General features: G+C 38.3%; 13 protein-coding genes. 8 read left to right on the top strand and 5 right to left on the bottom strand.

The features are described from left to right. Window positions 1-9 precede the first annotated feature (9 nt). From hemY to PDT38_RS06425, 3 genes are all read left to right on the top strand, one after another. Window positions 10-1,428: a protoporphyrinogen oxidase gene (gene hemY, locus PDT38_RS06435; RefSeq protein ID WP_270799870.1), complete on the top strand. Its 1,419-nt coding sequence runs from the start codon at window positions 10-12 to the stop codon at window positions 1,426-1,428. A gap of 181 nt (window positions 1,429-1,609) precedes the next feature. Beyond that, window positions 1,610-2,182: a TetR/AcrR family transcriptional regulator gene (locus PDT38_RS06430; protein WP_270799868.1), complete on the top strand. Its 573-nt coding sequence runs from the start codon at window positions 1,610-1,612 to the stop codon at window positions 2,180-2,182. 58 nt (window positions 2,183-2,240) lie between these two features. Continuing rightward, window positions 2,241-4,406, top strand: a complete 2,166-nt coding sequence (locus PDT38_RS06425) for a YhgE/Pip domain-containing protein (protein ID WP_270799866.1) — start codon at window positions 2,241-2,243, stop codon at window positions 4,404-4,406. Window positions 4,407-4,447: 41 nt separating this feature from the next. Here PDT38_RS06425 and PDT38_RS06420 read toward each other — a convergent pair whose 3' ends face one another. Next, the gene (locus tag PDT38_RS06420) at window positions 4,448-5,440 is read right to left on the bottom strand and encodes a ketoacyl-ACP synthase III (RefSeq protein WP_270799865.1); all 993 of its coding nucleotides are present in this window, start codon (window positions 5,438-5,440) and stop codon (window positions 4,448-4,450) included. A 114-nt stretch (window positions 5,441-5,554) separates the two neighbouring features. Here PDT38_RS06420 and PDT38_RS06415 point away from each other — a divergent pair, with 114 nt between their 5' ends. Beyond that, complete coding sequence (locus PDT38_RS06415) at window positions 5,555-6,598, top strand: M42 family metallopeptidase (protein ID WP_270799864.1); 1,044 nt, start codon at window positions 5,555-5,557, stop codon at window positions 6,596-6,598. A 178-nt stretch (window positions 6,599-6,776) separates the two neighbouring features. On the opposite strand, the gene PDT38_RS06410 is transcribed toward PDT38_RS06415, so the two are convergent. Further along, window positions 6,777-8,063, bottom strand: a complete 1,287-nt coding sequence (locus PDT38_RS06410) for a cation:dicarboxylate symporter family transporter (protein ID WP_270799862.1) — start codon at window positions 8,061-8,063, stop codon at window positions 6,777-6,779. A gap of 246 nt (window positions 8,064-8,309) precedes the next feature. After that, window positions 8,310-8,444 (bottom strand): protein YhfH, encoded by a 135-nt coding sequence (yhfH, locus tag PDT38_RS06405; RefSeq protein WP_172293955.1) that lies wholly within the window; start codon window positions 8,442-8,444, stop codon window positions 8,310-8,312. Between the two features lie 174 nt (window positions 8,445-8,618). Between yhfH and PDT38_RS06400 the strand changes: the two genes are divergently transcribed. The 4 genes from PDT38_RS06400 (at window position 8,619) to PDT38_RS06385 (ending at window position 13,444) form a co-directional block, all read left to right on the top strand. Then, entirely contained in the window at window positions 8,619-9,353 is a 735-nt protein-coding gene (locus PDT38_RS06400; RefSeq protein WP_270799859.1) for an MBL fold metallo-hydrolase, read from the top strand. Between the two features lie 13 nt (window positions 9,354-9,366). Continuing rightward, entirely contained in the window at window positions 9,367-10,356 is a 990-nt protein-coding gene (locus PDT38_RS06395; protein ID WP_270799858.1) for a lipoate--protein ligase, read from the top strand. A 152-nt stretch (window positions 10,357-10,508) separates the two neighbouring features. Beyond that, window positions 10,509-12,050: a fatty acid--CoA ligase family protein gene (locus tag PDT38_RS06390; RefSeq protein ID WP_270799856.1), complete on the top strand. Its 1,542-nt coding sequence runs from the start codon at window positions 10,509-10,511 to the stop codon at window positions 12,048-12,050. Between the two features lie 143 nt (window positions 12,051-12,193). Continuing rightward, window positions 12,194-13,444 (top strand): M48 family metallopeptidase, encoded by a 1,251-nt coding sequence (locus PDT38_RS06385; protein WP_270799854.1) that lies wholly within the window; start codon window positions 12,194-12,196, stop codon window positions 13,442-13,444. Between the two features lie 60 nt (window positions 13,445-13,504). Here the strand turns inward: PDT38_RS06385 and PDT38_RS06380 are convergent, their stop codons facing one another. Further along, entirely contained in the window at window positions 13,505-14,647 is a 1,143-nt protein-coding gene (locus PDT38_RS06380; RefSeq protein WP_270799852.1) for a S8 family peptidase, read from the bottom strand. A gap of 348 nt (window positions 14,648-14,995) precedes the next feature. Next, a complete protein-coding gene (locus PDT38_RS06375; RefSeq protein WP_270799851.1) occupies window positions 14,996-15,571 on the bottom strand; it encodes a histidine phosphatase family protein in 576 nt (191 codons plus the stop codon). Window positions 15,572-15,587: the final 16 nt, after the last annotated feature.

The following is a 15,587-nucleotide window of genomic DNA, read 5'->3' as shown; positions in this document are numbered from 1 at the left end:
GCGATTGATATGAGTAGCGAACGAAAGCGGATTGTTATCATCGGCGGCGGTATTACCGGATTGACCGCAGCTTTCTACTTGGAGAGAGAAATTAAAAAAAATCATCTTTCTGCTGAAGTGACGCTTGTTGAAGCGAGCCCAAGGCTAGGTGGGAAAATCCAGACCGTTCACAAAGATGGCTATATTATTGAAAAAGGTCCAGATTCCTTTTTAGAACGAAAACAGAGTGGTCCACAGCTTGTTAAAGATTTGGGCATGGAGCATTTACTTGTCAATAATGCAACAGGACAGTCTTATGTTCTCGTCAATGAAAGTCTCTATCCAATTCCTGAAGGTGCAGTCATGGGTGTGCCGACAAAGATCGGGCCGTTTCTAACGACGAGTTTGTTTTCTTTTCATGGAAAATTGAGAGCTGCAATGGATTTGGTTCTTCCGGCAAGCAAACCCCAAGAGGATCAGTCACTGGGAGAATTTTTTAGACGGCGTGTTGGCGGAGAAGTAGTTGAAAACTTAATTGAACCACTTTTGTCAGGTATATACGCGGGTGATATTGATCGGCTCAGCCTGATGTCAACATTTCCACAGTTTTATTTAACAGAGCAGAAATATCGAAGTTTGATTGTAGGGATGAAAAAATCAAAAAGTGGTAATGCCCAAAAACCAGCAGCAAAGAAGAAGGGGCTTTTTCAAACCTTAAAAACCGGATTACAAACGATTGTCGAAGAATTGGAAAAACAGCTTGAATTGACAACGATCTATAAAGGTACAAAAGTGGTCAGTATAGACCGTGGTCAAGATCATTATAGTCTGATGTTGGACAACGGGGGCATTCTTGATGCCGATGCTGCTGTGATTACAGCACCATATAAAGCGATCACTTCGATATTTCAAGGTGAGGATTGGCTAGAAGGTCTGGAAGATATTGTTTCAACATCTGTTGCCAATGTGGCACTCGGTTTTCCAGAAGAAGCTGTAGAGATGAATCAAGAAGGGACAGGTTTTGTCATTTCACGGAACAGTGATTTCTCGATTACTGCTTGTACATGGACAAATAAAAAGTGGCCTCATACAACGCCAAGGGGTAAAGTTTTATTAAGAGCCTATGTCGGAAAAGCTGGTGACGAATCGGTTGTTGAACAGTCAGATAGTGAGATGATTAGAATCGTCCTCGAAGATTTAAAACGGATTATGAAAATTGATGGTGAACCGGAAATGAGCTGTATCACAAGATGGAATGATGCCATGCCACAGTATCATGTCGGTCATCAACAAAAGATTAAGAAACTAAGAGATGGTTTGAAAACATCTTATCCTGGGATTTTTGCAACAGGCGCTTCCTTTGAGGGAGTCGGAATTCCCGACTGTATTGAGCAGGGTAAACAAGTTGTCTCTGATGTACTTGCATATTTATTTGAACAAACTAAATAGAAAAATATAAAAAGCTGTCGATATGAAACATGGCGGCTTTTTTTTTTGTCGAAAAACTACAAAAAAATGTTTCCTGAGAAAACAAAATTAAATGTTTGCATTTCGAATAAAGTTGTGGTAAATTACGTATTATACTTAATGACTAAAACGTTCAAATAGTCATTTTAGGAGTGGAAAAAGCATGAGCATAGATCGAAAAGCGCTTATTATCGAAGCTGCAGCAAAATCATTTGCTCAGTTTGGATATAAGGCAACAACGATGGATCTGGTAGCAAAGCTCGCGAACGTTGGCAAGGGTACCATTTATACTTTTTTCAAAAATAAAGAAGAATTATTTAGTGAAATCTTTTCTTCTTTGTTAGCCGAAATGAAACAAACAGCAGACGAGGCTATTGATTCTCATCTTCCGTTTCATGAAAATGCGCATCGTGCGTTAATTGCTATATTGGAATACAGAAAAAAGCACCAACTGACAATTAAAATTTTTCAAGAAGGTGCGGAGCTTGGTACACCAGCTGCTAAGGAAGTGATCGAAAAGCTTGAGCGGATGATTATGAACTACATTAAGAAAAAAATAAAAGAAGCAATTAAAAATGAGGATATTAAACCTTGCGATGCTGAGTTAAATGCATTTGTTATTTTTAAACTTTATGTTGCCCTTATCTTTGATTGGGAAAAACATCATGAACCATTAAAAACAGAAGATATAGCGGAAATGCTCAAAATGTATATTTTAAAAGGATTGTCCCTTTAGATAATCCTTTTTTTAAAGGGCCAAAAAGTGCGGCCAATTTTTAGGAGGCGTATCAACAATGAATGTTTTACGAAACCAGTGGAGAGAACTGTATACAAATAAAAAACTGTTGATTTCTGTTATCGGAGTTCTCTTTATTCCGCTGATTTACAGTAGCGTCTTTTTGGCAGCATACTGGGATCCTTATGGAAATGTCGATCAGCTTCCTGTGGCTGTTGTGAATGCTGACAAGGGAACAACATATGAGGGAAAAGATCTTCACATCGGTGACGATCTTGTCAAAAAAATGAAGGAAGATAAAAAGTTTGACTGGCATTTTACATCAAAAGATGAAGCATTAGATGGTCTGAAAAATGAGGAGTATTACATGGTGGTTGAAATCCCTAAAGATTTCTCGAAAAATGCCAGCACCGTATTAGATAAGAAACCGAAAAAACTACAATTAATCTATCATACAAATGCCGGCCGAAATTATGTCGGTGCGCAAATCAGTGATAAGGCTATTGAGAAGCTTCAACATTCTGTCGGTTCAGAAATCACAGAGCAGTATGCTGAAGTCATATTTGATAATTTCGGTAAACTTGCTAAAGGGCTTGTTCAAGCAAGTGAAGGAGCCGGAAAACTTGATCAGGGCTTAAAAAATGCGAAAGAGGGCAGTCAAAAGCTTGAAAAGAATTTAAAAAAATTAGCAAAATCACAAATGGAATTTAATAAAGAAGGGATGGATAAATTCGGAGCAGGGAATGCAACGTTAAACAAAAAAATCCATGAGCTTGATTCAGCACTTGCTCAATTCCAACAAAAAAGCGGTGAGCTCTATGACGGCTCAAAAAAACTGCAGGAAGGTATGTCACCGCTTGTCTCAGGTTTAGAGCAGATGAATGAAAAAGCTCAGAAATTGAGTCAATTTGAAAAATTGATTTCAGATGAAAATATTACACAACTTGAAACCACACTTTCGAATGCTGAAAAAGCTAAAAAAGAAATTACTCAAATTGCGGCTGAGATTACAAAACTTGAAAAAGCATTGAAAAGTCAAAAAGGTAATATTAAACAAATTATTGAATCCAGCAATCTGTTGACAAAAGAACAAAAAGCAGCTTTGGCAAAACAGATAGAAGAGAAGACAGGAGATATAAAACTGCCTGCATTAGACCAATTGAAATCGAAAATTCCCGATTTTAGTAAACTGCCTGATCTTTCGAATATTAAAAAGAAAATTCAGGAATTAAAAGAAGTACCTGATGGGGTAAACAAACTTTATACAGGTTCACAAAAAATTCAAAAGGGAATGGGCAGTCTGACAGATGGGTTATCTGCATATAATGAAAAATTTTCTCAAGCTAAAGATGGCTCTTCTAAAATTGCTGATGGCAGTCAGAAGCTAACAGATAAGTTTGCAGATCTAAAAAGTGCTTCTAAAAAGTTAGAAGATGCTTCGTCTAAACTTGCAGGTGGCGCCACAACACTTGATGAAGGTCTCGGGAAACTGTCTGATGGAAGTGGCAAGCTATCAAATAAACTTTCTGATGCGGCTGATAAGACAGGGGATATTAAAGCGGGGAAAGATAACTATCATATGTTTTCTGATCCTGTTGGTGTTGATGACGACAAAATTAACAATGTTTCAAATTATGGAACTGGATTAACACCATATATTTTATCGCTAGGTTTATTTGTCGGTGCCTTAATGATTACCGTTGTGTTTGATGTAAAAGAGCCTTCAGGTCGACCTGAATCGGCATTAAGTTGGTTCTTTAGTAAGTTTAGTATTCTTCTTCCAGTTGGGATTTTGCAAGCTGTTATTGCCTGCACAATCATTCTCTTCGGGATCGGTCTTGAAGTAGAAAGTATCTGGAGATTTTATGTATTTAGTATCATCATGAGTATCACATGTGTGCTAATCATTCAGTTTTTGGCAGCAGCACTGGGTAACCCCGGTCGGTTTATCGCTGTTATCATACTTGTGCTTCAACTCGGAGGAAGTGGTGGAACATTCCCAGTAGCGCTTGTTCCTGAATTTTTCCAAACGGTTCATGCTGCACTTCCGATGACTTACAGTATTGCTGGTTACAGAGCTATTATATCAAGTGGAGATTATGGTTATATGTGGGAACAAGCTGAGGTACTCGGCGCCATTTCTATCATGATGATGGCATTGATCATAGTCTATTTCGGGGTCTTGTTGAGAAAAGGAAAAGTGACAGAACAGCCTGCTTCATAGATGAAAAGCGGACATCAATTAACGATGTCCGCTTTTTTTGGTTAGAATGTTTTCACACCCCATTTTACAATCATTCCTGTGTATGTAAGACCACCGCCAAAGCCAAAAAGTAAGAGAGTCTCCCCTTCCTTCAACATCTTGTTTTGAACCGCGTGATCGAGAGCGAGAACAATGGATGCCGAAGATGTATTGCCAAACCATTCGACACTTGTTAGTGCTTTTTCAATGGGAATTGCCGCTTTTTCACAAATCGATTCTATCATTCTCAAGTTAGCGCTGTGAGGTACGAACCAATCGATCTGTTCAATTTGCATTTCTGCCTGTTTAAGTAGTTTTTGAATTCCTTCAGGGATAGTTCGCACCGCCCATTTATAGACTTCGCGTCCATTTTGGATCATTTTCCCGTTCCCCTTCAGTTGTTCTCCTTTTAAATCATTTCTTAAACCTGTTCTGTACAAGTGTCTAGCTCCATCTCCATTTGTACTTTGGACAAACGTAATAAAGCTCGGACTTTGTTCTTCTCGTTCGATCAATAAAGCACCTGCCCCATCTCCAAATAAAATACATGAACTACCGTCTGTGTAATCTGTTACTTTTGATAATGTTTCTCCAGCAATGACAAGAATTTTCCTGTGCAGTCCTGAGGTAATGAGGCCGTTGGCAACATGAAGAGCGTATGTTAAACCAGCACAAGTTGCATTTAAATCAACTGCTCCAATGTCAGTCCAACCAAAGTATTCTTGAACTTGACAAGCTGTGCTTGGAAAGGAGTAGTCGGCAGTTGTTGTAGAGACGATGACCAGCTCAATATCATCAAGTGTGCCAGCATATCTATTTTTTAAATCTTTGACAGCTTGAATACAAAGATCTGATGTGAATTCATGTTCACTTGCCAATCGGCGTTCTCTCATGCCCGTCCGTTGGATAATCCATTCATTAGAAGTGTCAACCATTCTTTCCAAATCTTTGTTTGTCAGCCGTTTTTCTGGAACATAAGTACCGATTGCAGAAATTCGTGCTTTTGATCCATTCATAAAGCTCACTCTCCTTTTTTATATTATAGCACAAGATATTAGTATCTGGTGCTAATTTTCTCATCAGTCTGAATCATGTATACTAAATAAAGAAATACCAGAGGAGGAATCAGAATGGGATCTGTTCATGAAACGATGCAACTGATTAAACAGCTAGTCTCAATACCTAGTCCGACAGGAAATACATATGGGATCATTGACTTTATTAAATGTTTGCTTAAGGAACAAGGAATCGAAACGAAACGAACTCAAAAAGGCGGTCTGATCGCTGTCATTCCTGGACGCGACAAGGCACGGCACAGGGTATTGACCGCGCATGTTGATACACTTGGTGCAATGGTAAAAGAGATTAAAGAAGACGGTCGTCTGAAAATCGATTTGATTGGGGGTTTTAACTATCACTCAATTGAAGGTGAGTACTGCCAAATTACCACTTCCTCAGGAAAAGTATATAGCGGAACCATTTTAATGCACCAAACTTCTGTTCATGTTTATAAAGATGCGGGAAAAGCTGAACGCAACCAAAAGAATATGGAAGTGCGAATTGATGAGCCTGTTTGTGATGAAAAAGAGACGAGGGCACTCGGAATTCATGTCGGTGACTTTATTTCTTTCAATCCAAGGGTCGAGATCACGTCTAGTGGCTTTATCAAATCTCGTCATTTGGATGACAAAGCAAGTGTGGCCTTATTGCTTCAACTAATTAAAAAAATTAAGTCGGAAAACATCAGTCTTCCTTATACAACGCATTTTTTAATCTCTAATAATGAAGAAATCGGTTATGGCGGCAATTCTAATATTCCGTCTGAAACTGTTGAATATATGGCTGTTGATATGGGAGCAATCGGCGATGGACAATCATCAGATGAGTATACGGTATCGATTTGTGTAAAAGATGCAAGTGGTCCATATCATTACAAACTTAGACAAAACCTTGTCAAGCTTTGTGAAAAACATGGGATAGACTATAAATTAGACATTTATCCGTACTATGGATCAGATGCATCTGCTGCGGTTCATGCTGGGTATGATATCGTCCACGGTTTGATTGGTCCAGGAATAGATGCTTCTCATGCATTTGAAAGAACACATAAGAGATCTTTGGAACATACAGCAAAGCTTCTATATCATTATGTTCAGTCTGAAATGATCGAATAGGAAAAAAAAGCCACCCGAAGCGGCCGGACGTCGCTTTGGATGGATAAAAATGGATCTCTTTTTCTATAGGACAGCATATGTGAAAATGAGGAAAATGATTGGACGGGTTTATGAATCAATCTGAAACGCATCTTTCCTAATCGGAAATATGCGTTTTTTCTATTGGTAAAGATCTCATTCAGCTAGACATTTTCATATCTTGAGGTTTTAGTTTATTCAATTCTGCTTGTCCTTTGATCATATTATATTCGCCTTCCCATTTTGACATGACGACCGCAGCAAGAGCGTTTCCTGTGAGATTAACGACTGTGCGTGCCATGTCCATAATACGATCGACACCTGCAATAAATGCTAGCCCTTCACTCGGGATGCCAATCGTTCCGAGTGTCGCTAAAAGAACGACAAAAGATGTGCCAGGTACAGCAGCCATTCCTTTTGATGTAATCATCAGTACAACAATTAATGAAATTTGCTGACCGATTGACAAGTCAATCCCGTATACCTGTGCCAAAAACAATGTGGCAATCGCTTGGTACAAAACAGAACCATCAAGATTGAATGTATAGCCAATCGGAATCACAAACGAAACAATCGCTTTCGGACAGCCGATTTTCTCCATCTTTTCCATCACACGGGGAAGAACGGTTTCTGAACTTGATGTACTAAAAGCAAGCAGTAGCTCGTCTTTTATGTAAGATAAAAATTTTAATATATGAATCCCGGTCAATTTACCGACAATACCAAAAATGACAAACAAGAAAAATGCTAATGCAAAATAAACGAGTAAAACGAGTTTTCCTAATGAAAGAAGCGAAGAAAAACCGAATTTTGAAACTGTAACACCGATTAAGGCAAACACACCAAATGGTGCAATCTTCATCACGAGGTTTACAACATGAAACATCGCTTGGGAAGTCGCTTCAAAAAAGGAAAGAACCGGTTTTCCTTTTTCACCGATCGCTGAAACACCTAATGCAAAAAGGACGGTAAAGCAAATGATCGCCAACATGTCTCCATCAGCTAGAGAGTGGAAAAAGTTTGTTGGTACAATGTGCAGAAATGTATCTGCAATCGATGTTTTCCCTGCTTCTTTTTCGCTTTGAACATACTGGCTAATATCTGTTTTCTCATGATTAGAAAAGTGAATGCCCTCTCCAGGATGCAAAAGGTTTCCTAGTAAAAGACCTAACAAAATTGCAAAAGTAGTAATGATCTCAAAATAAAGAATTGTCCGAAATCCAAGCCGACCAATTTTTTTACCATTACCAGCACCAGCGACACCAACGATTAAACTGGATACAACGATGGGAATAACAATCATTTTGATTAATCTTAAAAATAAATCGCCAATCGGTTGAAGATACCTTTCCACAGCTGGATTTCCAAACCAAATGGCACCAACAGCTACACCTAAAATCAATCCAAGAAAAATTTGCGTGGCCATACCCATTTTAAATTTTTTCATAGACACCCTCCCAACATTCAATTATTATATTAGAAAATTAATGAAATAAACATTAAATTAAGTATATCGAAATAAAAAGCACTTCGTCCAATAAAAAAAACGTCCGAATAGATTGAAAATTTAGAACGAAAGGATTGATCACTGTTAATCTGAAAAAATAAATTTTGAATAGAATGATCAAAACAAAAAAAGCTGACGAATGGGAGGTGGAAAATCCCATTCGTCAGCTTTTTATCTTATCATTGTTTAAAGCTCTTTCACCTTTAAACATTTGCAGCATGTATTTCCATAACATTCATGCTGTTCTTCTATGTCGTGACCGCATTTTGTGCATTTTTTGGCAGGTAAATTTCTGAAAAAATCGGTAATTTTCGCAAGCATTGTGATTCCCCCAGTTCAATTAATTACCATCATTGTATTATAACAGTTCAATTGAGTGCAATGGCTGTTTCATGACAAATGTGAGGACATTTTATGACAAAACATAAAGCATGCATTTTCACAGAAAAATGGGTATATTGAATAAGGGAATTCATAAAAAGAGGTGTCATAAACATGAAGATTACGGTTATTGGCTGTTATGGCGGTTTTCCTGCAGCAAATGAAGCGACTTCCGGTTATTTGTTGCAATCAGGGGATTATTCGCTGCTTATTGATTGCGGCAGTGCGGTTTTGTCTAAGCTTCAGCAATTTATACCTGTTGAAAAGCTAAACGCCGTTATTTTATCTCATTATCACCATGATCATATAGCTGACATTGGGCCTTTACAGTTTGCCAAATTGGTCGGTTCACAGCTGGGAAAAGGCGAACAGGTACTTCCGATATATGGACATTCGTTTGATGAAGGACAATTTTTGCGCCTTACATATAAAACCCATACTGTAGGAAGAGCGTATGATTCAGAAAAACCTCTAACAGTAGGGCCGTTTACGGTGAATTTTTTGAAGACAGTCCATCCGGTTGATTGTTTTGCCATGCGAATTACAGATGGTGTACACTCTGTTGTTTATACAGCAGATTCAAGTTTTCAAGAATCGTTTATCCCTTTTTCAGATGGAGCTGATTTATTAATGAGTGAGTGTAGCTTTTATGCTGATCAGGATGGGACAAATGCCGGACATTTAAACAGTCTTGATGCGGGCCGCATAGCACGGGATGCTAGAGTTGGACAACTTTTGCTAACACATTTGCCACACTTTGGAGATCATCAAAAGCTAATAGAAGAGGCAAAAACCGTTTTTAATAGAGGAGTTCATCTTGCGAAAACTGGTTTTGTTTGGGGAGACTAAAGGAGGAGCGGACATGCTATTTATAGATAATCAACATATTACAGATCCACGAATCAATTTGGCAATTGAGGAGTACTGCTTAAAATACCTTGATCCTGAACAGACATATTTACTGTTTTACATCAACCAACCATCAATCATCATTGGCAAAAATCAAAATACAATTGAAGAAATCAATACGAAATATGTTGAAGATAATGGGATTATTGTTGTGCGGCGGCTGTCTGGAGGTGGGGCAGTCTATCATGATCTTGGAAACTTGAATTTTAGCTTCATCACCAAGGATGATGGCAACAGCTTTCATAATTTTAAGAAGTTCACAGAACCTGTCGTTGCTGCTTTACAGCGGCTAGGTGTGAAAGCTGAGTTGAGCGGCCGAAACGATTTGATGGCAAACGGTCGAAAAATTTCTGGGAATGCCCAGTTTTCAACAAAGGGAAGAATGTTTAGCCATGGAACACTTTTATTTGACTCTGAAATCGAACATGTTGTCTCAGCATTAAATGTCAAAAAAGAAAAAATTGAGTCTAAAGGAATTAAGTCAATCCGCAGCCGTGTTGCCAATATTAGTGAATTTCTAAACGAAAAGATGACGACAGAGGAATTTCGTCAATTGTTGCTCCGTTATATTTTTAATACGGATGAAGAAATTCCTGAGTATAAATTAACGGATGAAGACTGGAAACAGATCAAACAAATCTCAAAAGAACGCTATCAAAATTGGGATTGGAACTATGGAAAATCACCGAAATTCAACCTTCAGCATTCAAAACGTTTCTCAGCTGGATCGATTGACATTCGTCTGGAAGTTCAAAAGGGTATCATTCGAGAGTGCAAAATTTTTGGGGACTTTTTTGGTGTTGGTGATGTCAGTGAAATTGAAGAAAAGCTATCAGGTGTTCAATATGGGCGAGAAACCATTGAAGAAGCACTTCAAGGCATTGATCTCAAAGTTTATTTCGGTAATATTTCAAAAGAAGAGTTTTTTGAGCTGATTTATTAAAGAAAGTCGTCTAAAGGCGACTTTTTTTATCGGGATGGAAGATATTTTCTGCTAGAGTCTTGAGTGTTGTTTGTTCATTTACTATAATGGGAATAGATTTTGATTATTTAAAAAATGAATGGTTATTCATTCATTTTTAAAGGGGTGGGAGAATGAATTTAGTTTCAAAACTAGGGGAGACTGCTAAATTAAAGCCTGATAGGACCGCTTATATTTTTGGAGATCAAACAGAAACATATGGGGGGCTACAAGAAAAAATTGATCGTTTTGCTGGGGGATTATATGAAATAGGGGTAAAAAAAGGTGATCATATTGCACTGCTTTTAGGAAATACACCACATTTTCTAATTTCTTTTTTTGGAGCGTTAAAAGCTGGAGCTGTCATCATTCCCATCAATCCAACCTATACACCAACAGAAATTGGTTATTTGTTGACGAATGGGGATGTAAAAGTTGTTGTCGCAGACGGGAAGTTGTTGCCATTATACGAAAAGATGCACGAAATGCTTCCAAAAATCGAACAGGTCATTCTTTGTGAAACAAGCGAACCGCTTCAAGAGTCAGAAAATCTTCAGGTAAACAAAAAATTGAAATCGTTTGCAAATCTAATGAAATCTTCTGTTCAGGTTTTTTCTGAGCCAAATCAAGATGATATTGCAGCGATTCTCTATACATCAGGAACGACTGGAAAGCCAAAAGGAGCGATGTTAACACATCAAAATCTCTATTCCAATGCTAATGATGTTGCCCAATATTTAACAATGGATGAAGATGATCTTGTTGTCGCAGCATTGCCAATGTTTCATGTGTTTTGCCTAACGGTCTGTATGAATGCTCCTCTTATGAATGGAGCAGCCGTTCTCATCATGCCAAAATTTAGTCCGTCTGCTGTTTTTAAATTGGTGAAAAAGCATAAAGCGACAATTTTTGCTGGTGTCCCAACAATGTATAATTATTTGTACCAGCATGAGGGAGCAAATGAAGATGGATTTGCTTCTGTCCGCATTTGTATCTCAGGAGGAGCAGCTATGCCTGTCGCCCTGTTAAACAACTTTGAAAAAAAATTCAATGTCCTTGTTTTAGAAGGCTATGGTTTATCAGAAGCATCACCTGTTGCGTGCTTTAATCCATTTCATACTGGAAGGAAACCCGGTTCAATTGGTACCAATATCCTTAATGTAAAAAACAAAGTTGTGAATGAGTTTGGTGAAGAACTTCCACCCAATCAAGTAGGTGAACTGATTGTTAAAGGACCAAATGTCATGAAGGGTTATTATAAAATGCCTGAGGAAACGGCTCATACAATTAAAGATGGCTGGCTATATACAGGCGATTTGGCAAGGCAAGATGAAGACGGATATTTTTACATTGTCGACAGAAAAAAGGATATGATCCTTGTCGGTGGCTACAATGTCTATCCGAGAGAAGTTGAAGAAGTGCTGTACAAACATCCCGATGTCGCTGAAGCGGTCGTCATTGGTGTTCCTGATCCTAATAAGGGGGAAGTGGTGCAATGTTATGTTGTACCGAAATCGAAGACATTGACTGAAGAAGAGATTGTTTCACATTGCGAGAGACATCTCGCTAAATACAAACGGCCATCAACCATTACTTTTTTAGATGAAATTCCGAAAAATTCTACTGGTAAAATCCTAAGAAGAGCTTTAAAAGACATTTTAACAAAACAATCATAGCAAGAAAGGGACGTTTAAGCGCGTCCCTTTCTTGCTATGAATTTAGAAGCAGTATGCCGGTATCTGCGAAAGACTTGTTCTAATGTTTCCTTAAAAAGCTTACAATAGAAAGTAACTGCTACCCGAGAAGGAGTGATTCGTCCATGTGGAAATGGATTACGGGAGCCGGCCTGCTTTATGTGCTGTACGGCGTTTTTTTCTATTGGTATTTGTTCATGACCGGAGAGTCCTCCGTTCCTGAGGCGCTAAAAGGGACAAGTGCAGATCCGGCAACATTTATGAATCAGCATGAGCTTGTCCTAACAGAAGAATATTCAAGAATCAAAGATTTTGTATTTTTTCTCAGAATTCCGTTTGAGTGGTTTTTGTTTTTTATTCTGTTAATTGCTGGTTTATCAAAAAAAATGAAACAGTGGGCTGAGCAAACATCAAAGCGAAAGTTTATTCAAATAACTGCTTATGTGTTCACCTTATCATTAATTATGGTGCTCGTGTCCTTGCCACTCGATTGGATGAGCTACCAAATGGCGCTTGATTATGGCATTTCAACGCAAACTCAAGCGAGCTGGATCAAAGATCAAGTGATTGATTTTTGGATTAATTTTCCTTTAACGTTAGGTGCGGTGATGATATTTTATTGGCTGGTCAAAAGACATGAAAAACGCTGGTGGCTCTATGCTTGGGGCTTAACAATACCTGTGACACTATTTTTGTTTTTTCTCCAACCGGTCGTGATTGATCCTTTGTATAACGATTTTTATCCGCTGAAAAATAAAGAACTGGAATCAAGAATTTTAAAGTTGGCAAATCAAGCGAATATTCCCACTGATCAAGTGTATGAAGTCAATATGTCTGAAAAAACCAATGCACTAAATGCTTATGTAACCGGGATCGGTGCCAATAAGAGGATTGTACTTTGGGATACCACTTTAAATAAATTGGCTGAGCCTGAGATATTATTTATTATGGCGCATGAAATGGGACACTATGTAATGAAGCATGTCTATATCGGACTTGCAGGATACTTGCTGTTATCACTTGTTGGTTTTTATTTCATTGCTAAACTATACAAATGGGTCATTAATCGCTATGGGAAGCGGCTTCATATTAAAAATAAAACAGATCTTGCTGCCCTACCGCTTCTTCTCCTCATCATCGGTGTCCTTTCTGTTACAGCAACACCTTTTACAAACGCGGTTTCAAGGTATCAGGAAAAAACGGCTGATCAGTATGCAATCGAATTAACGAAAAATAACGATGCTGCTGTTTCAACTTTTCAGGAACTGTCAAAAGCGAGTTTAAGTGAAGCGAATCCACCATGGCTTGTGAAGATTTTTAAATATGGACATCCGACAATCATGGAGCGTATTCAATCTATTGAGGAAAATAAATAAATATTGAAAAAGCTAGTCCATAAAAGACTAGCTTTTTCAGTCGCTTGCTGTTAAAATATGTTATTGAGCGGCAGCTTCAGCATTGATCAATCCTTTGCCATAATAGAAGGCGCTTCCCAAATGAGTCGCTGTTTTGGAGAGACGGTCGCGAATTTGTGAAGCAGAAAGCGATGGGTTTTTGCTCTTGACTAAAGCTGCTGCTCCTGCTACATGAGGAGATGCCATAGATGTTCCGTTCAATGATTTATATAAGTTACCAGGATATGTGCTGTACACGCTTGCGCCAGGAGCCATGACTTCAAGTTCATCACCAACACTTGAAAAATATGCTCTTTTACTATCTTTGTCGACTGCTCCGACGGCAATAGCTGAATCATATTTGGCCGGATAGCCGATTGTATTTGAGTTTCCTGATGATCCGCTGTTTCCTGCTGCTGCTACAACGACAACCCCACTTGAATATGCACGATCAACCGCTTTTTTCAGCGCTATTGAACCTGATGGTCCACCAAGGCTCATATTAATGACATCCATGTGATTGTCTGTCGCCCATTCGATTCCATCGACAATAGCACTATATGTCCCGCTTCCGCCTGAATCTAATACTTTAATGGCGTATAAAGAGACATTTGGTGCAACGCCGATAACACCTTCAGTATTATCGATTGCAGCTACCGTTCCGGCAACATGTGTACCATGTCCATTACCATCATGGAAAGGATCGGAATCCCCAGCTACAAAGCTTTTTCCACCAGCTACTTTTAAGTCTGGATGTGCGGAAGAGATGCCCGTATCAATAATACCGACTTTTACATTTTTTCCAGTAACATCTTGAGCTTGAACTTTATCAGCTTTGATCAATGAAATACCGTATGGAACTGTTTGCGCTAATGCGTGAGCAACATGGTCTTTTTCAATGTATTCAATGCTAGGGTCTTTTTTCAGCTCTTTTAGCGCTTTTTGATCAAGGGTAACTTTTGCGGCATTAATCGATCTAAAGTGTTTGTCCACTTTACCGCCGTTTTCCTTGATGACATCTTTTTTAGCGCTCGTTGTTTTCAATGAAGACTTAAATCCGACAATGTAATCTTTTTTGACATCTTTCGCCGACGATTTGACGGCATTGACCGGGTGACTGAAAGCCATTGAGAAAACTAGAAGCAGAACCGTCAACAGACTAAACCATAACCTTTTTTTACCCACTACACTTTCACGCTCCTAAGATTTTATTCAGAATAATCGGAATTGATAAATAAGATTATCTATTCGAATTATTCTGTAAATTCATTATATAAAAATAATGTAATAAATGGTAGACCTATTTTTTGAAAAAAAAATCTACTTTTTTATGATTGTTTTAACTTACTTATGAAGAATTTTAAAGTTCTATAGAATGAAAAAAAGCAACGATTAAATTCATGATTTCTGTGAAAAAGATCACAGTCATCAATGGTGATAAGCAATCTGCATTCACTGAATTTTCCATTTGTTATTTTTAGGGAATGACATAAAAATGCGAACAGCTAGTTTTCAGCTGTCCGCGTTGCGTTTTTAATTTGACAAATGATCTGACAGATTATAGTCTTCAACATGCCATTTGTTTTTTAACATCCTAATATTACTCAGGCAAGCATTGACGAGTTTTGTCTGATGAAGTTCGCTATCATCATCGATTGCGATTTTTGAAAGTAGAGTATGGATAGCAGCACCGTGAGCAACGAGCAAGATTTTTTGCTTGGGATATTGTTCACTAATCTTGTCAATACCTGCCATCAGACGGGCAGCCAAGGCTTCCTTTGTCTCTTGATTGGGATAGTTTTTATCAGGGTAAAGTTTCATTCTGTCGGCAAAGGGCATTCCCTCTGCATCACCGTAATTCCTCTCAATGAAATCTTCCATTTCAATAATGTCAAGATGAAGATATTGATTAATAATCTCTGCAGTTTCTTTTGCTCTTTTTAAAGGACTTGTGATGATCAAGTCCCAAGATGTACCTTTTAAAAATTCACCAGTTTCTTTTGCCTGTCTTTTTCCGGTTTCATTTAGTGGGATATCAGTTCTTCCTTGCAGCCGTCCTTGAGAATTCCAGTCGGTTTCTCCGTGCCGTATTAAACAAATCGCAGTCATAAAAAGCTCCTTTCTT

Source organism: Bacillus changyiensis, assembly GCF_027706145.1.
GTDB classification, from domain to species: domain Bacteria; phylum Bacillota; class Bacilli; order Bacillales; family Bacillaceae; genus Bacillus; species Bacillus changyiensis.
Note: the sequence above shows the minus strand (reverse complement) of the source record. Positions and strands in the feature narration are given on the sequence as shown.